This window comes from Bacillus sp. FSL R5-0576, from assembly GCF_038004765.1.
Classification (GTDB): Bacteria; Bacillota; Bacilli; order Bacillales; family Bacillaceae; genus Bacillus; species Bacillus subtilis.
The window spans coordinates 998,850-1,020,629 of the sequence record NZ_JBBORU010000001.1 but is presented as its reverse complement, the minus strand read 5'-3'; the positions used below and the strand labels follow the sequence as shown (position 1 = coordinate 1,020,629).

Here is a 21,780-nt window from a genome sequence, read left to right as displayed (position 1 = left end):
TCCGCTCCTCCCTTACATCAACTCAAGTGATACCCGCGTACCGCGGCCGCTCGGTTCAGCCGGATGGACGATCAGCTTTTTCGGAAGCCGTGCACGCAGCTCCTGCACATGGCTGATGACACCGACAGCCAGATTGTCTGACTGAAGTTTTTCCAAGGCCGTGACAACCGTATCAAGCAGATCTTGATCCAGTGTGCCGAAGCCTTCATCTAAGAAAAAGAACTGAAGCGGGTATTCCCCGCGAAGCTGGATCTGCGCAGACAGCGCAAGAGCAAGTGAAAGCGAGGTGAGGAAGGTCTCTCCTCCAGACAAACTGGAAACCGGGCGTCTTACGCCTCCATTCGCGTCATCCCGCATCACGAAGCCGCCTTCTGAATCCACTTCGATGGCATAGCGCTGTCTTGTCAGCATACTGAGTCTTGCTGAGGCGTCCCTCGCAACGCTTTCAAGCTGCTCCTCAGCTAAAAATTCGACGAAGGTATTGCCTTTAAACACAGCTTGCAGCTTGTCCAGCCTGTCGATATGCGTCTGCCATTTTTTCAGTTCAGCTTCAATTTCATTAAACCGTTTATGATGGTCGCGAATGACAGCCAGTGCTTTTGCTGCCGCGCCTTTTTCCTCTATAGCAGCGCCAAATGCGTCCTCAGCTTTTTGTAATGCTGCAACGGTTTCGTTCCATTCGCTCTCTGATAATGCTCTGCCGGCAAGTATCTCTGCTACTCGTTTTAAGTTTGCAGCATTTTGCTTCAGTTTATCCATAAACTGGTCTATGCCGGTTTTCATCTTTTCAAGTTCATCAGCTGGGATGAGACTTTGTTCAACCTCCTCAGTCCGGGTAATGGAGGTGTTTTTTGTATGCTCAAGCCAAGCAGCTTTTGCTTTTTCCAATCTGCCCTTCGCCTCTTGAAGAGTGAGCTCGCTTGCAGAAGCGCGGCTTTTCGCCTGGTTGAGCTTCATTTGGGCACTTTGCAGTTCTTCATATAAAGATTGTTCTTTTTCCTTTAACAGCTTTAGATCCTGCTGGACAGAGCGGAGTTTGATTTGAATCGAATCTCCTTTTGCATAATCTCCGAGTTCGTGCTCATAATCAGCTATCACGCTCTTTATGCGTTCAGCCGCATAATGAAGCTCCAGCTTTTCCCGCTCAAGCCGGTGTCTCGATTCCCGCAGTTTTTCCTTTTGTGCTTCATGCTCAGCAAGAAACGCGATACTCTTCTCAATTCGTTTTTCACATTCTTCTGCAGCCCGGTCCTTTTCTTCAATGGCTTGCTGCCATTTTTCTGCTTCGTCCACAGATTGATTCTGAAATGCTTCTTTAAACATGTTCAGACTGCTGTCCATTGAGGATTGAAGCTCGGTGATGATGCTTTCAATACGGTCAGCTTCTCTTTTTTCAAAACCGATTTTTTCATTAAGCTGCTCGGCCTTTTTTAAAGACTCCTGATAGGCGCCGATCATTTGTGCCATTCGTGTCTTAACAGAAAGAATGTCCTGCTTGATTCGTTTCCATTCAAATTTGGCAGTTTCAAATGCTTCATACACCGGCTGATGTTCGAAGGAAGCTGCCGCTTCAAGGTTCTGCGCTTGAATTGTCTGCAAAAACGGACACTGTTCAATAAAGCGCGCGGACTGTTCTTCAAGCGTAATTTTGGCTGAAAGAATCTCCTGGCTGAGAGCTGCAGCTTCCGTCAATAATACATCTGTCTGTTTAATGTCCTCTTCAAGATGGCTGTCGGCTTCATATGTTTCATGTACTGAGGCAGATGGATCATGATCGGTTGAACCGCATACCGGGCAAGGCTTACCGGCAGTCAGCTTTTGGGCTAACTCTTTTGTCAGCAGTGCCACCCTTGCTTTTTCACGCTGTAAGTGAAGCGTGTGTTGGCTCTTTCTAGTCTCTTCCGTCATACGTGTTAATGAGCGTTCCGTTTCGCACACCAAATGGTACACAGTTTGAACTGCCTCATATGCCTGAATGATGTTGTTTTCTTCCGCTTCCGTCTTTTGAACGAGTGTATTCTTCTCTTCATTGATCTTCTGAAGCACGAGGTTCAATTCGTCACTTCGTTTTTTCTCTTTTTTGATTTGCTCCTCGGTTTGTCTGATGCGCAATGCCATTTCTGCGGCCTGCTGGCAGCTTTTTCGCTCATCGGATGTCACCTGCAGGGATTTGAGCTGCTGCTTCAATTCTGTCTGTCTGTTTTGCCCTCGTGTCAGGCGGTCTGTTACGGTCTCCAATTCATTCATGACAGATTGAAGAGCCTCTTCTTTCTGCCGGAGGTCAGCCTTTTTGCGCTCTTCCTCTTGCTTGGCCTCACTCAGTTTGATTTCGATTTCCTGCAAGCGTGAAAGCTGTTCCTGTTTGGATAAAAGCTCAGGCTCTTTCTCGCTTTTATGCTGGCGCCACGCTTCATACTCTTCATGTTTTTGCTGAAAGAAAGCTGTCCGGTCTGCTAAATCCTTTTGGGCTAGCGTTTGTTCCTTTTCAGCTTGCTCCTCATGCTGGATCGCTTCTGCGTACCGGTCCGCATAGGGCTTAAGGGCTGCTGCTGTTTCTGCTTCCAGCAGGCGTTTTTGCATGCTGTCTATATGCGGCTGTTCTTCTGCGAGACGTTTTTCCTCTTCTTCATAAGCGGATTTTTCCTTTTGGACATTCCATATCTCCTGATGCTCTGTAAACCGCTCCTTCGCCTGATCACGGTTCTTCCTCATCGCTTCCAGCCGGGCTTCCGCTTGTTCGAGAGCCTTTTCAGCCTGCTCAACTGCCTCTGAACTCGCCTCACCAAGACCGGACTGTTCAGCAAGCATTTCATTTTTTCTCGCATTGGCTTCCTGCGCCTGCCGTCTCAGCTTTTTCACAAGCCTGTCTCCATATTGCTCCAAATTAAATAAACGCTGAAGCATATGCCTGCGCTCTGCTCCTTTTAAAGACAGAAATTCAGCAAACTTCCCTTGGGGCAGCACCACCGCTCTCGTAAAATCGTCGATCGTCAGCCCCAAGAGCTCCTCAACTCTTTTATTCACTTCGCTGGCTTTATCAGCCAGTACGGTATGCTCATCCTTGATTTCGATGAAGCGGCAAAGTGCCGTTTTTACCTTCATTTCATCCGTTCTCTTAAACACACGCTCGACTTTGTATGAGATTTGGTGATTCGTCTGAAGCGCAAAGGTAAAGGAAACAGACAGCGTATCTTCCGCCTGGTTTAAGATACCGTGCGTATTATTCGCCGCCCGTTCCACCTTTCCGTATAAAGCAAGCGTCATTGCGTCGAGTATAGAGGATTTACCGCTTCCTGTCGGGCCGAAAATGCCGAAAACACCGGCACCGGAAAGGCCTTCAAAATCTATCGTCTGCTCCTCTCTAAAGCTGTGGAGCCCCTTAATGCTTAAAGCGATCGGCTTCATTTCGCATCCTCCTCTTCAACGCCTGATGCAAGCTCTAAAAACAGCTTCACCATTTCTTCATCCGGCACCGCACCGCCAGTTTGTTTTTCATAAAATTTCTTAAAGCGGTCCTCGATTGAGACATGTTTAACCTCGATCCGTTCCCGGTCTTTGTTCTGTTCTTCAAAAACCGGCCTGATATGGATAAAGCCTGGGTGCGCCTTCCGCAGCCTGTGAATCTCTTCAAGTGACAGCTGGTCTGTGACACGGATTTCCAGGTCAATCCAAGCATTCTGATCTCTGCCTTCATCCAGCCAGCTGTACACCTCACTTAATCCATTTGCCGCTTTCCACTTCACAAGGGGCTTGCCGCTTGATAATAACACCTCTTGCCAAGTGGCCTCTTCCCCAGGCTTTGCGTCCACAATCGTCACTGATTTTGCGTAGCCCGCTTCAGAAAAGCTGTAGGCGAGCGGAGATCCTGAATAACGCGCAAGCGTCCGCGCCCGCTTGATCGTTTGCGGGCGATGCAAATGGCCAAGCGCCACGTAAGCGGCATCTGCCGGCAGGCTTTCAGCAGCCACCGTGTATGCACCGCCGACTTCAATCGGCCGCTCTGAATCGGTTTGGTTTCCGCCTGCCACATAAATATGGCTTGCGGCAATCTTCACTGCATCGTTCCGGAACCGGCTTGTCATATGTTCAAACGCCTGCCTGATTTTCACGTCATAATGATCACGGAGCAGCTTTTCATCAAACGTATCGGATAGCACTTCATTTAACCGCGCTTCAGATGGGTACGCCAGCGCTCCAACCGCCAAAAGCTCTCCTGCTGAAGGCACTTCAATATGAATCGGCTCTGTTGTCGGATAACCGATTAAATGAATGCCGTTTTCATGTGTCAGCGGTGAAGCGGCTGACAAACGGTCAGGATTATCGTGGTTTCCGGCAATGACTACGATCGGGCGCTTTCCTCTGTCGCTAAGCGCAGACAGGCTTTCATAAAACAGCTGCTCGGCTAAAGCCGGCGGGTTTACGGTGTCAAATGCATCCCCCGCCATTACAATGGCATCGATCTGCTCATCCTTTACAATCGTATTCATTTCATCCAGCACATCGGCCTGTTCACTAAGCCTGCTTCTTCCTTCAAGCGTTTTTCCAAGATGCCAGTCAGCCGTATGTAAAATCCGCAAATGCTTTCACCTCTCTTTTATATAGAAAACGAGACCCGCTCCGCCTGAAATTCCGGAGCTTATGGATCTCGCTATAATGTCAGAATGTGCCCTCCGTCAAAGAAATAAAGCGCACATCCCTTTACCTTTGTTTTTGCAATTTGCTCCACTGCCTTCGTGTACAGCTGAATTTGCGTTTCATATCGTTTCTTCAAGATCGGGACCGCTCCTTCAAATCCATGCTGGAATTTGCCCTCAATCCGGTCCGACTTATAATCCAATAGATATAATCCGTCCTCAGTTTCATAGAGACAGTCAATGATACCCTGCACTAAAAGCGGCTCATCTGCCTCCTGTGCATCAGGATAGATCTCCTTGGCCGGAAGCGCTAAGCTGAATGGTATTTCCCGGTCCTTCCACTTAGCACCGATCAGCTGTCCGCCGATTTCTGTATGGAAAAATTGCACGATTTCTTCTATATCAATAGCGTCTTTTTGTTCTTCAGTGAGAAGCTCTTTTTCATAAAGCCTATGAACCGTCTGCTCAGCTTCTTCTATCGACGGCACATGTGACAGCGGGATATGCTGCATAACCGTATGCATGGCAGTCCCTTTCTCTGCCGCTGTCAGGCCTTTTTTCATCATAAAAGCGGGACGTCTGTACAGAATGCTTCCATCAGCCGGCTTTACAGGGGCCCTGCCGCTGTATTCATCCTCGTACTCTCTTTTTCTTTTGATCTCAGAAACCGATTGCTTTGTCCGAATTTGCGTCACCTCGTGATGCGGGTATGTCCAGCTCAGCTGCTCGCGGGCTTTTTCATCAAACGCAAACGAGCCGGGAACTGGTTCACCTCGGCGGATCGCTTCTAGGCGCTCGCTTTTTTCTTCCATTCTTTCTTCCAGATCATCATCAAGCAAATCATAGGAATGGATCATTTGAACGGCAAAACGAGCCGGGTGATCTGAGATGTCAGCGTGTGCTGGCACACCAGCCAAATCCTCCAAGTCTCTGTGCCTGGCAAGAGCCGGCCCGATGAAATCTAGATACGTTTTCGCCTGATAGCGGTCAAATTCTGGCAGAAGCCAATCAGTTTGGGACGCGGATGCCTGCCATTTTGCAAGCTGTTTCTGATGATCCTTACATGAGCCAATCAGAAACAGCTTTTCCTTCGCTCTCGTTAATGCAACATAGAGAACACGCAATTCCTCTGACAGCAGCTCCCTGCGCATTTTTTTCTTCATCGCAATGAGCGGAAGTGTCGGATAGCTGATGCGTAATTGCGGATGAATATACTTCGTGCCGAACCCGAGCTCCTTGTCCAGCAGGTACGATTTATTTAAATCCATCATGTTGAAATTCCGGCCGAGACCCGCTGCAAACACGACTGGAAATTCGAGCCCTTTGCTGCTGTGGATCGTCATTAAGCGGACAACATCCTCCTGCTCGCTGAGCGCTCTCGCCGTACCAAGATCATCGCCCCGCTCCTGCATGCGTTCGATAAACCGCAGGAAACGGAACAAGCCGCGAAATGCCGTTGATTCATATTGACGCGCCCTATCATAAAGAACACGCAAATTGGCCTGGCGCTGTTTTCCGCCCGGCATCCCGCCGACATAATCCATATATTTGGTGTCGCGGTACACTTCCCAAATCAGCTCAGATACTGAGTGGTTTTTCGAAAACGCGCGCCATTTTTGCAGATGTCCGTAAAACGTATTTAGCTTTTGATAAAGCTCATCGTTCCGGTCACCAGCAGCCAGGTAGTCTTTCATCGCCTCATAGTACGGCGCTTTTTTATTTTCAAGCCGGATCAAAGACAGCTCGTTTTCATCTGCTCCGACAATCGGTGAGCGCAGCACAGAGGCAAGCGGTATATCCTGATACGGATTATCAATCACCTTCAGCACAGAAAGCGCGACGGCGACTTCGACCGCTTCAAAATAGCCTGACGTTAAATTGGCGTAAACAGGTATGCCCTGTGCTCTCAGCTCCTCCATGATTTGCGGAGCCCACGGCATCGAACGGAGCAAAATCACGATATCTCGGTATTGAATATTGCGATGTGTTTTCTTTTTTCCGTCATACACCTTAAATGGCGATGAAATCAGCTTGCGAATTTCCTTAGCGATGGCTTTTGCCTCAAACTGCACCGTTTCAAGCTCTTCTGCTTCCTCGCTTGCATCCGTATCTTCTGCGTTGTCGATCAGCAGCAGCTCTGTTTCCGTCTCTTCATTGTCCGGATACGCTGCACCAAGCTTCAGCTCAGCCTGCTCGTCATAATCGACCTCACCGATTTTGCCGCCCATCAGCTGTTTAAATAAAAAGTTTGTGCTGTCTAAAATATCAGCCCGGCTTCGGAAATTTTTATTCAAATCGATTTTCCGCCCCGTGCCTTCTCCGCTCTCTGTAAACCGTTTGTATTTAGAGAGGAAAAGAAGCGGCTCCGCAAGCCTGAATCGATAAATCGACTGTTTGACATCTCCTACCATAAACAGGTTACCAGTCTCCTCCGGCCCGCTTGTGACGAGCTGCAGAATCGATTCCTGCACGAGGTTGGTATCCTGATATTCGTCAACGAGCACCTCATGAAACTGTTCCTGATAAAACCTTGCAGCCTCGCTCGGCTCACGTTCACCTTTGTCATTCTCAGCTGTCAAAATCGCTAAACAGTAATGCTCCAAATCAGAAAAATCGATGATTGATTTTTCCTGTTTCGCAGCTTCGAATCGTTTTCCATAGCTGATGACAAGCTGTACGAGCGTTTCAATGACAGGCTTCATCTCGGCTAGGCTTTTCAAGTGCTGTTCAGGACTTCGCGTGAAGTAGTCGGTTTTGAGCTTTTCAAGCAGTTTTTTTGCGCCGTTTCTCAAATCTGTCGCCTCATCAAGGAGCGCTGGATCGAACTCATCCCCTTTTACTGCTTTGGCACGCTTAAAAGAGACGGCGGGCACCCGCTTATATAGTTCAATGAAATCATCCTGATGCTGAATCAGTTCATCAATCTGCGCAAGATCATCAAGAAAATTGTCAGCACGCGGCGCCGGGCCGCCCGGCGCTTTCGTCAGCTCAAGCGCGCGCAAGAGCTTTTCCTTCGCCCCGTTAAGCACCATTGCAATATCTTCTTTGACATATTGATAAAACGGCAGCTCCTCGATGGCGCTCTTTTCTGATACATCATACAAATGAACAAAACTTTCCAGCCACGCCTCCGGGTTGGGATGGGATCGGGAATACTCGTACACCTGTTTAACGAGAAATTGCAGATCCAGATCATGCCGGTCTGTCGTATAGCGATCAACAAGCTCAAAAAACGCCTTTTCGCCCTTTGCGTATTCGTCTTCAAACAGCTCGTCAAGCACTTCATCCCCCAGTAGCTCACCTTCCGTCTGATCAGCTATCCGAAAGCCCGGGTCAAGATCGATCAAGTAGTAATATTTCTTCAGCACTTGCAGGCAAAAGGAATGGAGCGTCGAAATGCTGGCCCGGTTCAAAAGAGAAAGCTGGCGTCTGATATGCAGCGAGCCGGGGCGCTGTACAAGCTCTTTTTCCAAGGCTTCTGCGATTCGGTGCTTCATCTCTGCCGCTGAGGCGTTTGTAAATGTCACAACGAGAAGACGGTCTACATCTATTGGGTTTTCCTCCGCGGTGATTTTCCGAATCATTCGTTCAACGAGCACAGCGGTTTTACCAGAGCCCGCAGCCGCTGCCACAAGAATATCCTGGCCGGTTGAAACAATGGCATTCCATTGGTCATATGTCCATGTGCTGTCTGCCGGTTTAGGAATGTTCATTGCCATCCGCCTCCTTTTTTATCCACTCAAGTATCGTCTTGTCCTTTTCAGCCTTTAATGGGCGATACTCGTTTTCTTCCAGTGATTCATCAAATTGGCATACTGATTTGAACGCACAGTATGTGCACGGCGTCTTGTTCTTCATTTTGTAAGGCTCAATGGATACGCGTCCGTCGGTGATTTGTTCGCCCGCTTCCTGGAAGGTGCGGCGCACATGCTTTGTCAAAAGATCAAATTCCTTTTCACCGACTGCGGCCGAGTCTGATCTAAGAGATCCGTCTTTTTTCAAGCCGGCGTTTATGATATTTGAACGTCCCTCTTGAAGGGTTGTATCCATGAGGCGAACCACTTCCTGATCACCGAGGAGCAAGCCCTTCATTTTAAATTTCTTAAAGATCTCCTGTTCAATCTCGTCAAGCCCAAGCGGGAGATTAGATTGAATCATCGGGTCATGAATATGGAAATACAGCACTCCGGCAGGCGTCGCCCTCATCCCGAGCCAGTCAGCTGAATGTGTAATCGATAAATCAAGGTACGTCAGCATTTGCAGTGCCAATCCGTAATATACTTCCGCTAAGTCAAGGCCTTTGTCGCTTGATTTATAATCGACAATCCTGAGGAGCAGGCCTTTTGAGCTTTCAGCCTTATCAACACGGTCAATTCGCCCGACGAGTTCCATCGTACAGCCGTTTTTCAGTTGAAAGGTCAGCGGCGGAAGCGGCCCTTTTCCTCCAAAGCCCAGTTCAAGCCCGATCGGTACGAATCCGCTCGCTTTCGCATGCTCGCTTAAAATGCCGGATACACGTGTCACAATTTTTTGCAGTTTTTCCTTCACATAATAATGCCGGTTTGAGCTGAGCAGAATTTCCTTTTGCAGTTTCGGTGCCAGCCGCTCTACCGCATCATAGGAAAACAGCTCGCATTGCTCTTTCGTTAAATCGCGCCAATCCAGCTTTTTCTCACGCAGCCTGTCTGAAATCAGCTTTAAGCTGGAATGAAACAGCTGGCCGATATCCGGTGCTTCAAGCTTGAAGAATTGCCGTTCCTTCAGATGCAGCCCGTGTGACGCAAAATGGGAAAACGGGCATGCGTTAAAGGTTTCCATTCTTGAGACACTGCCCTGAATGCGTTCACCATAGAGCTGTCTCGACACGCTGCGTTCAAGCTGCTTCACTTCATTCCGGAAAAACAGGCTTGAGAACAGCTTTTTCGATTGCAGCTTGTCCGGCTCACTCATCAGCACATTGTACGTGCTCCACCAGACGTCGCTGATGTCGTATTCCCGAGTCCATAACCTGAGCTGGCTCGCGGTAAAGGACTGTGCCACGCTTTTATTCACGACATACATCAGCTGTTCCTCATCGCTGACCTGTTCAGGTTCATTTGTTAACAGGCGCTCCTTATGATATGGAAACAGTTCTTCCAGCCGCTTAACGATCATCGACGGCAAAAGCGTTTTTCCTTCTGCATCAGCAATCGGATACGATACGTAAAGCCGGTCAGACGGACTTGAAAACGCCATGTAGATGAGGAAATGTTCATCAAGCAAACGCTCCCGTCCGCCTGAGGATAGCTCAACCCCAATCGTTTTCAGCCATTCCCGGTCATCATCCGACAGGACCCCATTTTCATCAGGGCGTGCCGGCAGAACGCCGTCGTTTGCCCCGAGCACAAAGGTGCAGGAGGTGCCATACATTCTGGACAAATCCATATTGCCGACAAACACCTGGTCAAGCGCAGGCGGAATAAGAGAAAATGTAAGCGACTCCGCGCCGGCTTCTATCATTTGCTGAAACAAATCAAGAGAAATCTCATCATCTCCCATCATTTCAACAAACTCCTCAAGCAGCTGAATGACTGCGTCCCACGCCTGCTGATGCTGCTGCGCTTCAATGATTCTGCCGTCATCCTCAGCACGCTGCCTTTCCTGATCCAGCTTCAGCGGCACATCTGTCTCTTCTAAATAACGATAGAGCGCCTCTGCCTTCTCTTGAACCGTCTTCGCTTTTTTCATGCGTTTTTGAAGCTGAAAAAGCGGCGGAACAATCCAATCGTGGGTGTCATTCAACATGTTTTCCATTTCGATTTCCTGATCAGTCTGTGCAAAATCATCATCCAATGACACAAAACGCCTGTATTGGAAACGATCGCCCTTTGTCCAGCGGTCGCCTTTAATACCATAGGCGATACAGTAATTTTCGAGCTGATCGACCTGTTCTCTCACTTTGGCCTTCGGTTCATTGAGCGGGAATAGCAGTTCGGTTTTCACGCAGCGAAACACCGCTTCATAACGCCAATTCCCTTTCAGAACATCAAGGCTTGACCGGATAAATTCAATTAACGGATGGTTCAGCATAGATGCTTTTCCGTCAATGAAATAAGGAATCTCGTAATCTGCGAAAACTTCCTTCACCATATCCTTGTAGTCTTCCGGCTGGCGCGCAAGAATTGCTACATCCTTATAGCGATATCCCTTCTCTCTGACTAGGGCGTGAATTTCCCGGGCAATGCCTTCCAGCTCAGCTCGTCTGTTTGCGGCCTGCATCACAGTAAGGGCTTCTTGTTTTTCTGCGTATGGAACGGCCGGACGCGCTTCATACTGTGCCTCTAGATGCGCCAATTCCGGCGTCTTTGTATGCCGCTCAGTCCCGCTCAGCTCTTTATACGTAATGTCCAGATTCAGTTCCTTCGCCTTCTGATGCAGGCGGTAATAGGTTTTCCCCGTCATTCTGAACAATTCCAGTTCATGCGGCTCCCGCTCATATGACGGCTTGTCCGCTGTGAGCGAAAACGTGATATGCTCCGCATGAACCATAAGCTGCTCCAACACCCTGAATTCCTGCGGTGTAAACTGATAAAAGCCATCCACATAGATATGGGCGCCTTTTATATCTTCCGCAAGCGGGATATGCTCTGCCAGCAATGTCAAATAATCCTCAGAATGAAGATATTGGTCTGCGAGGCTTTTTTCCATTTGCTGATACAGAATTGATAAGTCATGGAGCTTTTCAGATAAAACACGTTCTCCGCGATACTCGGAAGCCGTTCCGCTTTCCGCCATCCGGCGGATATCCTCCGGTTCCAGACAATAGCGCTTAAACTCTGTCAGCATCCGCTCAACCTGTGCGGTAAACCCGCTTTTGTCACTCGCTTTTTGATAGACTTTGAACTCCTGTTTATGCTCCTCAATGAGCTTCCGCAGGAGCATTTGTACGCCGGTGCTCGTCAGAAACGGCCTGCTCATTCCTCCCGTATGCTGGAGGACGCGCCAGGCCAATCGTGAAAAACTGAACACTTGAGCGCGTATCATCCCGCCCATATCTGGCGTTTTAGCAAGCTCGTATTCCATTAAAAACGTCATTTGATCCGGGACTAGAAAAATGATCGGCTTCCCGAATGGAGCCCGGCGCAATTCATCCTGAATGCTATTGATGATCAGCTTCGTTTTTCCACTCCCGGACCTGCCTACTAAAAACTCTGCTCCCAAATTAGAAGACCCCTCTCTTTTTATCTCTATATATTTTATCGAATGTTGACGAAAATGACCAATCTGATCTATTGGTAAAAACGGCCTTTTCACATATAAAAAGCTGATTATCTCCGCACATCTCTCCCTGCCCAACATATACTTTTACAGAAGCCCAATTCCTAAGAATGGAGTTGAATCCCCTTGCATTACAGCTATTATCCCTATCCGGTGCCATACAGGGAAGATCCTGTTTTGATTCGGAATTTGCAGAAGGCCATCAACGGAGAATTCAGTGCAATTCAATGCTACCGCAAGCTTGCCGAACTCGCCCACAGCGATGAGGTCAGAAAACAGATTGAAGAAATCAGGCGTGACGAGATTCGCCACCTCCGTGAATTTTCCACACTGTATGGTTCAATTACCGGCAAACACATCATGCCGAAACAAACGGAAGAATGCCCGGACAATTTCACAAGAGGACTGGACGCCGCTTTTAAAGATGAACAAGAAACCGTCGACTTTTACTTGCGTGCGGCCGAGGAAACGTCAAACTTAAAAGCGAAAGGCGTCTTTACACGCGCAGCACGTGATGAACAAAATCACGCTGTCTGGTTCCTATACTATCTGATGGAACGTTAGATATACCCGTTCAGGGTATATGTACATATCACCTCAGCTAAAAACACACTCCCCTGTTTTTTTCAAATGCAGCCGGGAAACATAAAACCATATACTGTCATACAGGGGGAATCAACCATGGAGCAATATTCTGAAGCTTGTATTGAGGCTTGCATCGATTGTATGAAGGCTTGCAATCATTGTTTTACTAAATGCTTGGAAGAAAGCATGCAGCATCATCTCAGCGGATGCATCCGGCTTGACAGGGAATGCGCGGATATTTGCGCGCTGGCGGTCAAAGCCATGCAAACGGACAGCCCGTTTATGAAAGAAATTTGTGCACTTTGCGCCGATATTTGTGAAGCATGCGGCACTGAATGCGGAAAGCACGATCATGATCATTGCCAAGCATGTGCGAAAGCCTGCTTCGCCTGTGCTGAACAATGCCGCAGCATGGCAGCGTAAAAATGAGGGTTCAAAAAAGAACCCTCTTTTTATTTGGACAGCCATACGGAGTACAAATCAATCCATCCCTCTTCATCAAGCACCAGGCCTTTTACATTTTTACTTGATGTCACCTGGAGCACATTTTGATACAGCGGAATCGCATTCAGCTCCTGTATCATCTGCCGGTCAATGTCACGCAGGATGTCGATTCTCGAACAGCGGTCAGGCATGGAAAACATCTGCTCCGTCATTCCTGAGCATATCTGTGTCAGCTTTTCAGATAGATGCTGATACAAGAAACTGTTCTCCGACAGCAGCAAATGCAGAAAACCAAGCTCGCTGTCTTGATAAAACGTCGCACTGTCATGAATGATATCCGCCATCTGCACGATTTCCGGCCGTCGCAGATCAGCAGAATCACAGAATTGAAGTGTAAGCCTGATACCGTGCTGGGCGCAAATATTTTGAATCCATTCGGCGTCCTCACGATGATCCGTTTCCGAAAAGGTATAAAGCACGATTGTTTCGCCCTCGTATCCGCTTTTCTTCAACAATTCAGATGGCGAAACGCCCTCCCACTCAAAAGGACTCGGATGCAAAAAGGACGTAACCGGGATTCTTCGGTGCCCTCCCGCTTCACGAACGAGCCGTTCAGAGGAAATCAGCAGCCGGAGCGCTTTTCTAAAGCTTCGGTGCTGAAGAGGCCCCTTCTTTTTCAGATTAAGCGACAAATACTGAACATGCCGCTCATCAAAAACAGTTTGCTGCTCAGGACATGTTTGTTTTTCTTGAATGGTAAAACCGTTCATCTCTCCGGCTTGCTCAGAAAACACAAACTCAACGCGATCCAAATAGGGGCGTCCCTTGAAGTAGCGCTCATTGGCTTCAAGCACAAGCATCCCGCTGTGTTGCTGATTCACCTGAAAAGGCCCTGTTCCATTTTTCCCGCCGCCCTGTTCTGCCGGCAGTATGGACAGCCGTTCATCACAAAGAGCATACGGCAAAAGCGCATTCGGCTTATCGAGTATGAGCTCCACACAATAAGGGCCCTTTTCTAAGACTTGTTTCACTCCGTGCAGAAGCCATTTATACGGGTTGTCACCCAGTTCCAAAAAGCGCTAAAACGTAAACGCAACGTCCCGCGATGTCAGCGGCTGTCCATTATGAAATGACACACCTTTTCGAAGAAAAAATCTCCATTGTTTTTTTTCGACCTCTTCCCATCCATGAACCAAATGAGGCTTCAGCTCCTGTATATCCGAATCAAACGTCAAGAGTGTATCAAATATCTGTTTGACGAAATGGCCCTCAGACCGCAAAAATATTTGGCATGGATCCAAACTGCTGACAGATTCAGGCGAGATGAACAGCCGCAGAACATCCTTCGTCCCATTCTCGCCCGTCTCCGTCACAAATCCGAACACCTCTGAAAGCCACATGTTATATTCGTTTTGAAGCCCTGGAAACACGGACTGATACTGCTGAAGCAGCTCCTTTGCCTTTTTAAGCTTTCCTGACATGGTATATTCCTTGGCAGTTTGAAGAAGCAATTCCTCAGGCCTCCGAAGAAACGCGATTTTAGATTTACGGCCGCGCCCCGCCCCGCTTTCCCGGATAATCCAATTGTTGTTCTCCAGCTTATGTAAAATGAGCTTTGCATTTCTTTCTGTACAAAATAAACAGTTAGCAATCTCAGTGAGCGTCATTTCGTTCATTTGCCCATACTCGGCGCAGCCTGTTTTTACAAGCGCCACGTAGTGCTCTATCAGCTTCAATCCCCGCACCTCCCGACAAAAGGGGAACTTTTATCTCTTCTTTTCTTCACTTTTTGGGCCGCCGCCCCTTCTATACACTACTACTATATCAAACAGCGAAAGGCGGCGATCACATGTTGACCAGTTTTCACTCTATAAAATCGAGATATACCGCTCCCGTTCGGCTCCGCTTTTTCGGCGAATTGCTGACAAGCCTGACAGGTGCAATGATGGGACCTTTTATGGTGCTGTATCTGCATGAACAATTAAACGGCAGTATCATGATGCCAATGCTGATCATCAGCCTTCAGCCATTTGCTGATATTTTCCTGACGCTCGCTGCAGGAAAGGCGGCGGACCGGATTGGGCGGCGCACAGCGATTTTGACCGCATTGCTTCTTCAATCAGCGGCAATGACAGGGTTTGTATTTGCTGAGCATGCGTATGTTTTCGCTATTCTCTATGTCATGAATGGCATCGGAAGATCGTTGTACATTCCCGCTTCCCGCGCCCAAATCGCCGAAAGCACGCCGGAAAGCAGACGTTCGGAAGTGTTTGCGGTCATCAATGCGATCTATTCGGCGGGACTGACGGCAGGGCCGCTAGTGGGGATGCTGCTGTACAATCATAACCCCGTGTGGATATTCGCATTAGATGCCGCAGCATTGTTTATCTACTTTCTGATCGCTGCACTGAAACTGCCTGAGACAAAGCCGCTACACCCAGCTGTTACCCCGAAAATGTCCGCGAGCTTTACGATATACAGGCCTGTCCTGCTTCTTTTGCTGCTTTCTCTCCCCATCAGCATGTTATATGCACAAACAGAAACAACATACAGGCTGTTCAGCAAAAACATGTTTTCTGATTATCTGTCCATGCTGACCATCTATTCAGCAGCAAAAGCTTTATTCAGCTGTGTTCTCCAAGTACCTCTTGTCAAAGGGACCGAAAAGCTTTCAATGAAAACGATCCTCTTCATTACTTATATTTGCTACTCCCTTGCGGCTGCCGGTTTTGCATGCTCAACCTCCCTGACAATGCTTTTAGTGACGGCAGCGGTGATGACGGTTGGCGAAAGCATCGGGCTAACCCACATCCAGACCTTCATATCGAAATTGGCGCCGCCTCATTTGCTGGGCCGGTTTTATGCTGTCTATGGTCTGCATTGGGATATATCCCGCTCAATCGGACCGCTGGCAGGCGGGCTGATCCTGACATCATTTGGCGGAGAAGTGATTTTTTACGCTCTTGCCGTGTGTCTGCTGACAGCGGGTTTATCTCTGACTTACACAATAGAAAAGCTCGAACACAAGGTCATAAGAAAAGTGAATCGCTTATAGAAAATAATTCATAATTTCTTTATCAACAAAAATATACTATAGTAATAAATACATTCACTACGTGAACAATTGGAGTGTTACGTGAAAAAGGAAGAAGGGTTTTACATTGAAGAAAGACGAAAATCTCCTCAAAGATCTATGGTTTATCGCAATCAGTGCAGCCGGGGGGTTTATTCTTTCATTAACCGGAATATCAATTGGATGGATGATCGGAACACTGATTGTCGCCTGCTGCCTCGCCATGATACGGCCGGCATGGCTGATGATGGCACCAGACCAAAAAGGAATTAACCGACGATGGCTCGCCCTCGGGCAGATGATCCTCGGCATCGAATTGGGCCAAAAGCTGAATTTATCCGTTCTCTCTGTTCTCAAAGACCATTGGTTTTCAGTCGGCGTTATGCTGATATTGTCTATCCTGCTGGCTATGCTGTCAGGATATGTGCTTTGGCGTTTCAGCAAAACGGATATGATGACTAGCTTTGTCGGCACCGCTCCCGGCGGACTTTCCGCCATGCCGAGCATCGCACAGGAAGTAGGCGCCAATACCGCTATAGTCAGCCTCGTTCAAATGATGCGTGTGCTGCTCGTGGTGCTTTCCATTCCGTTTTTAGTCATTCTGATCTATACAAAACAAGATCGTACCGCAAGTGCCGCAGCAGAGACGATTTCTTCTGCAACGACAGATTTTAGGCTCGCTCCCGTTTTGTGGACCGTCATTCTTATTCTCGCTGCCTGGGGAGCTTGCAAAGCTGCGAAATTTTTAAAATTTCCAGCTCCATGGCTGCTCGGCAGCATGCTCGGTGTAGCAATTGTACATGTTGGCGGAGCTGCGGTGACAGGGCACGACATGACGGCATGGTGGCCGTCACAAGCTAACCATGTATCACAAGTATTTCTCGGGGCAACGATCGGCTCTAAGATGTACAAAAGCATGTTTGCCGGCGTCACCCGTATTATCATCGTCGGGTTTGTCTCGTCCGTCGGTTTGATCGCAGCAATGTTTTTGAGCGCCGTGATCGTTTCCGAGCTGACAGGAATTTCGCTCATCACTTCTGTTCTGGCATTTGCGCCCGGCGGGATTGCAGAGATGGCGACGACGTCAGTTACCTTACATGCTGATTCCACCTTTGTCGTTGCGGTTCAGGTCATTCGCGTCATTCTGGTTATTGCCCTGCTGCCGCCGTTTTATCGCCTGCTTCACCATCTTCATGGTGAAAAAAAAGACAAAAAGAGCTCGATCAGCGGCAGTAATGCCTAGTTGAAAAAAGGGTTCAAGAACTTTTAATTCGCAAACCATCGAGATGGGGAAATATAAGTGGATATTTCGTTGTTAATGGATCAGATTTGAAGTGAGTGCTGCCAGAGGGTGAAATGAAAGAAATAATTGACGACTTACTATTGAAAAAGAGGTTAAAATGAATAACCTCTTTTTCTTATATAAAGATATAAAATGATAAAGGGAAATCTATCGTTACGTTGATTCTCTTATAATAAGCTTTGTTGGCAGTTTAATAATTCTTCTGTTTAAAGAGGCATTACCCGAAATGGACTCGATGATTTTCAACACAGCCTGTTGGCCTAATTCTATTACGGGAATATCAATTGTTGTTATGGTCGGAGTAACAACTTGGCAGATCAATTGGTTGTCAAAACCAATTACAGCTAAGTCTTCTGGAACTTTAAAGCCATTTTTCATCGCCTGTTTAATAATCCCTGCGGCGACTTGATCATTTCCTGTAAATATTGCTGAGGGTCTGTCCTTTAGATCCTTTATCTTATGAAAAACACGAAAGCCATCCTCAATATTAAACATTTCGCCGAATATCCATTCGCTTCTATGATGTAAATTGTAATCTTGTAAAGCTTTCAAGTAACCCTCTTTCCTCTGACATTGAGCTTCGCTATATGGAGTATCAAAACAAAACCCAATTTTTTTATGCCCTCTTTCAATTAAATGTACTACCCCCATGTATGTAGCTTCAAATTCATCATACCCAATTATCGTGATGTCCGCTGAGTGATGATATTCATTACATAATAAGATAGGACCATACTTTAAGAAAGGGGATATCTGATCCCATTCATTTTCTAAAGTTCCAAGAATAATACCATCCACTTCTTTATGTTTCAATAACTCTAATAATTCTAGCTCTGTCTGTTTGTCATAAAAGGTCTGAAATACAATTACCTTGTAATTCTTAAACAGTGCTTCATGAGAGACCCCTTTTATTAATTGAGCAAAAAATGGATGGTCGATACTCGGAACCGATAAAGCTATCGTTTGTGTCTTATTTCTCCTAAAATTCCGAGCTAAATAATTGGGAGTGTAGTCAAGTTCGTTAATAGCCTTTAAGATCATATCTCTTTTTTCTTTCGACACATAAGGATGATTATTCAATACTCTTGACACTGTGGTTTTAGACACATTGCATAATTTTGCTATTTCATCAATTGTAGGCATATTTTCCCTTCCTTAAAAAAGTTGTTGACATGTTACCGATTTCAGAAATTAGGATAAATTTGTAATAAATTTTTAGATTATAAAATCATTGGAGGTACTGTTCATGCAAAAACAGGTTAAGATTTCAGGTAAAAGCAAAGAAAACATGTCACTATTAAAACACTTAAAAGGTGACGTACAAGGAAAAGAACTTGTTATTGAAGACAGTATTGTAAACGAGCAGTGGAAACAAGTATTAAAGGAAAAGATAGATATTGAACATGATCTTTTCAACTATCAAAAAAATCGTGAAATCAGTAAAGTCCCTTTTTTGCCTGTAGACAGATTAATAACCAATGATGAAGTGGAAGATATCTTAAATACATTAACTGAAGTTTTGCCAACTGGAAAATTTACGAGTGGTCCCTATTTAGAGCAATTCGAAAAAGTTTTATCTACATATTTACATAAAAGGTATGTAATTGCAACCAGCAGTGGAACCGATGCTATTATGATAGGTTTATTGGCTTTAGGGTTAAACCCAGGGGATGAAGTTATCATGCCGGCTAATAGCTTTTCAGCTACTGAAAATGCTGTGTTAGCTTTGGGAGGCGTTCCTATCTATGTAGATATTAACCCACAAACATTCTGCATCGATCCTGACAAAATTGAAGAAGCAATAACTCCTTATACAAAGTTTATTCTACCTGTGCATTTATACGGAAAACATTCAGACATGCAGCATATCCGACAAATCGCAAATCGTTATAAATTGAAAGTAATTGAAGATGCCTGCCAAGGAATTGGACTGACAGACTTAGGAAAGTATGCAGACATCACTACATTAAGTTTTAATCCCTATAAGAATTTTGGTGTATGTGGCAAGGCTGGGGCAATAGCAACTGATAATGAAGAACTCGCTAAAAAATGCATTCAATTTAGTTATCATGGTTTTGAAGTAAATGTGAAAAATAAGAAAGTCATCAATTTTGGATTTAATTCAAAAATGGACAATTTACAGGCAGCAATTGGTTTAGAGAGAATGAAGTACCTTTCATTAAACAACTTCAAAAGACTGTTCTTGGCGGATAGATACATTACCCAATTAGCAGAGTTGCAGAATAAAGGCTTTATTGAATTACCAGAATTAAGTGAAGATCATGTATGGCATCTGTTTCCTATTAAGGTGAGAACAGAAGATAGAGCAGATATCATGACTAAATTAAATGAAGATTTTGGTGTTCAAACAGATGTATATTATCCAATACTGTCTCATATGCAAAAAACTCCTTTAGTACAGGACAAGTATGCAGGACTCCAATTGGTTCATACGGAAAAGGCTCATAGTCAGGTACTGCATTTGCCTTTATATCCGTCATTTACTTTAGAAGAACAAGACAGAGTAATGGAGGGACTGTTTCATGTTATTAAGCAAGAAATCGGAGTATAAAACGTTATCCACGGTTGAACATCCTCAGTATATTGTTTTTTGTGATTTTGATGAAACGTATTTTCCGCATACAATCGACGAACAAAAACAACAAGACATTTATGAACTCGAAGACTATCTAGAACAAAAAAGTAAAGATGGGGAACTAATAATCGGATGGGTTACTGGGAGCAGTATAGAATCTATTATCGATAAAATGGGACGAGGAAAATTTAGATATTTTCCGCATTTTATAGCTAGTGATCTTGGAACTGAAATTACGTACTTTTCAGAGCATAACTTCGGTCAGCAAGATAATAAGTGGAACAGTCGCATAAATGATGGGTTTAGTAAAGAAAAGGTTGAAAAACTTGTGAAACAGCTACATGAAAATCATAACATTCTTTTGAATCCTCAAACTCAATTAGGAAAGTCACGGTATAAGCATAACTTCTACTATCAGGAACAAGATGAAATAAACGACAAGAAAAACCTATTAGCAATTGAAAAAATCTGCGAGGAATACGGCGTTTCAGTAAATATAAATCGGTGTAATCCCTTAGCAGGCGATCCAGAAGACAGCTATGATGTAGATTTTATCCCCACAGGGACAGGAAAGAATGAAATTGTAACGTTTATGTTAGAGAAATACAACCTAAATACCGAAAGAGCTATCGCATTTGGGGATAGTGGAAATGATGTTCGTATGCTACAGACAGTAGGGAATGGATATCTGCTCAAAAATGCAACACAGGAAGCCAAAAACTTGCACCACCTTATAACTGATAGTGAGTACTCAAAAGGAATTACTAATACCTTAAAAAAATTAATTGGATCATGAGGAGGAAATAAAAATGAAGAAGATCGGCATCATAGGTGCAGGTGGTATTGCAAGAGCGCATGCAACTGCTTTATCTACAATAAAAAATGCAGAGTTAGTAGGGGTATATGACATAAATCAACAAAATGCGGAAAGCTTTGTGAAAACTTTCGGCGGGAAGTCATTTGAAAACGTAGATGAACTAATTGATGCCTCAGAAGGTTTAATTGTAGCATCACCAAACTTTTGCCATAAAGAACATGCTTTGCAAGCATTAGGAAAACATAAGCATGTTTTGTGTGAAAAGCCTATGGCTATTTCTCTTGAAGAAGCAAGCATAATGAAAGATACTGCTGAAAGGTTGAGCGTAAGAGCCAGTATGGGATTTAATTATAGATATTTATCTTACGTAAATATCTTAAAAAGCTTAATTATCAATAATGAACTAGGTAACATCCTGTCCATAAAAGTACACTTCAAGAAAAATAGTGCACTTAGACGCAAGAAATTTACTTGGAGAGATGACGCTAACAGTAGGAAGACGAGTGGTTCATTGGGGGATCTGGGTATTCACCTTATCGACATGGTATGGTATTTGTTTGAGAGTGATTTCATCACAGAATCAGTAAGGGCAAAGATGAACACAAATGTAAAAACAAAAGAGGATAAACAGGTACTAGTAGATGACTATGCAGAAATTTATGGCCAGCTGAAGAACAAGGTATTTGTAAATATCATCACATCAAAATGTTCTGCACCTGAAGACTGTGGTTTTAGCATTGAGGTAGTTGGACACAAAAAAGAGTTTAAATACCACACAGGTAATCCTCACGTTTACAAGCTCATAGATGGCTTGAACGTGGTAGACTGCCCAGTACCGCAAAGCCTATTAAACGATCCGCCAAACGAGTTTTATGGATGGGCTGATTCTTTTAGAAGCGAGTTAATCAATTGGATTGCATCAACTCAGAATGATTGGGTTGAGATCCCTTCTTTTAGTGATGGTTTTAGATCTCAGGAAGTGTTAGAAATGTTCTTTGAGAAAGACAGCAACTCTCAACCAATGTCTGTTTCAGCAGTCAACTAGTATTTCAAAGAGAGAAGTTACTAAAA

General features: G+C 45.5%; 12 protein-coding genes and 1 pseudogene. 7 read left to right on the top strand and 6 right to left on the bottom strand.

The window, feature by feature from the left end; translation table 11 throughout:
• Positions 1-12: 12 nt before the first annotated feature.
• From sbcC to addB, 4 genes are all read right to left on the bottom strand, one after another.
• Positions 13-3,405, bottom strand: a complete 3,393-nt coding sequence (gene sbcC, locus NX903_RS05190) for an exonuclease subunit SbcC (protein WP_086343674.1) — start codon at positions 3,403-3,405, stop codon at positions 13-15.
• Complete coding sequence (gene sbcD, locus NX903_RS05185) at positions 3,402-4,577, bottom strand: exonuclease subunit SbcD (RefSeq protein WP_086343673.1); 1,176 nt, start codon at positions 4,575-4,577, stop codon at positions 3,402-3,404. The genes sbcC and sbcD overlap by 4 nt, the downstream gene beginning before the upstream one ends.
• Positions 4,578-4,648: 71 nt before the next feature.
• Complete coding sequence (addA, locus tag NX903_RS05180) at positions 4,649-8,347, bottom strand: helicase-exonuclease AddAB subunit AddA (RefSeq protein ID WP_086343672.1); 3,699 nt, start codon at positions 8,345-8,347, stop codon at positions 4,649-4,651.
• Complete coding sequence (gene addB / locus NX903_RS05175) at positions 8,334-11,834, bottom strand: helicase-exonuclease AddAB subunit AddB (protein WP_086343671.1); 3,501 nt, start codon at positions 11,832-11,834, stop codon at positions 8,334-8,336. Before addB ends, addA begins: the two co-directional genes overlap by 14 nt.
• A gap of 183 nt (positions 11,835-12,017) precedes the next feature.
• Here addB and NX903_RS05170 point away from each other — a divergent pair, with 183 nt between their 5' ends.
• Both NX903_RS05170 and NX903_RS05165 read left to right on the top strand, forming a co-directional pair.
• On the top strand, positions 12,018-12,455 hold the full coding sequence (locus NX903_RS05170) for a ferritin family protein (RefSeq protein WP_003245806.1): 438 nt from the start codon (positions 12,018-12,020) through the stop codon (positions 12,453-12,455).
• Positions 12,456-12,572: 117 nt separating this feature from the next.
• The gene (locus NX903_RS05165; protein WP_086343670.1) at positions 12,573-12,899 is read left to right on the top strand and encodes a four-helix bundle copper-binding protein; all 327 of its coding nucleotides are present in this window, start codon (positions 12,573-12,575) and stop codon (positions 12,897-12,899) included.
• A 29-nt stretch (positions 12,900-12,928) separates the two neighbouring features.
• Here the strand turns inward: NX903_RS05165 and NX903_RS05160 are convergent.
• Positions 12,929-14,656 (bottom strand): annotated as a pseudogene (locus tag NX903_RS05160) (ABC transporter substrate-binding protein).
• Positions 14,657-14,769: 113 nt separating this feature from the next.
• On the opposite strand from NX903_RS05160, the gene NX903_RS05155 reads away from it, so the two are divergent.
• Positions 14,770-15,975, top strand: coding sequence for an MDR family MFS transporter (locus NX903_RS05155; protein WP_123373348.1), 1,206 nt, complete (start codon positions 14,770-14,772; stop codon positions 15,973-15,975).
• Positions 15,976-16,081: 106 nt separating this feature from the next.
• Positions 16,082-17,236, top strand: coding sequence for an AbrB family transcriptional regulator (locus NX903_RS05150; RefSeq protein ID WP_015383286.1), 1,155 nt, complete (start codon positions 16,082-16,084; stop codon positions 17,234-17,236).
• 213 nt (positions 17,237-17,449) lie between these two features.
• On the opposite strand, the gene ntdR is transcribed toward NX903_RS05150, so the two are convergent.
• Positions 17,450-18,439, bottom strand: coding sequence for an NTD biosynthesis operon transcriptional regulator NtdR (gene ntdR / locus NX903_RS05145; protein ID WP_086343669.1), 990 nt, complete (start codon positions 18,437-18,439; stop codon positions 17,450-17,452).
• 103 nt (positions 18,440-18,542) lie between these two features.
• On the opposite strand from ntdR, the gene ntdA reads away from it, so the two are divergent.
• The 3 genes from ntdA to ntdC are packed head-to-tail and all read left to right on the top strand — an operon-like array spanning position 18,543 to position 21,754.
• Positions 18,543-19,868: a 3-dehydro-glucose-6-phosphate--glutamate transaminase gene (ntdA, locus tag NX903_RS05140; protein ID WP_063335002.1), complete on the top strand. Its 1,326-nt coding sequence runs from the start codon at positions 18,543-18,545 to the stop codon at positions 19,866-19,868.
• Positions 19,840-20,688, top strand: coding sequence for a kanosamine-6-phosphate phosphatase (gene ntdB, locus NX903_RS05135; RefSeq protein WP_086343668.1), 849 nt, complete (start codon positions 19,840-19,842; stop codon positions 20,686-20,688). The genes ntdA and ntdB overlap by 29 nt, the downstream gene beginning before the upstream one ends.
• A 13-nt stretch (positions 20,689-20,701) precedes the next feature.
• On the top strand, positions 20,702-21,754 hold the full coding sequence (gene ntdC / locus NX903_RS05130; protein ID WP_086343667.1) for a glucose-6-phosphate 3-dehydrogenase NdtC: 1,053 nt from the start codon (positions 20,702-20,704) through the stop codon (positions 21,752-21,754).
• Positions 21,755-21,780 lie beyond the last annotated feature (26 nt).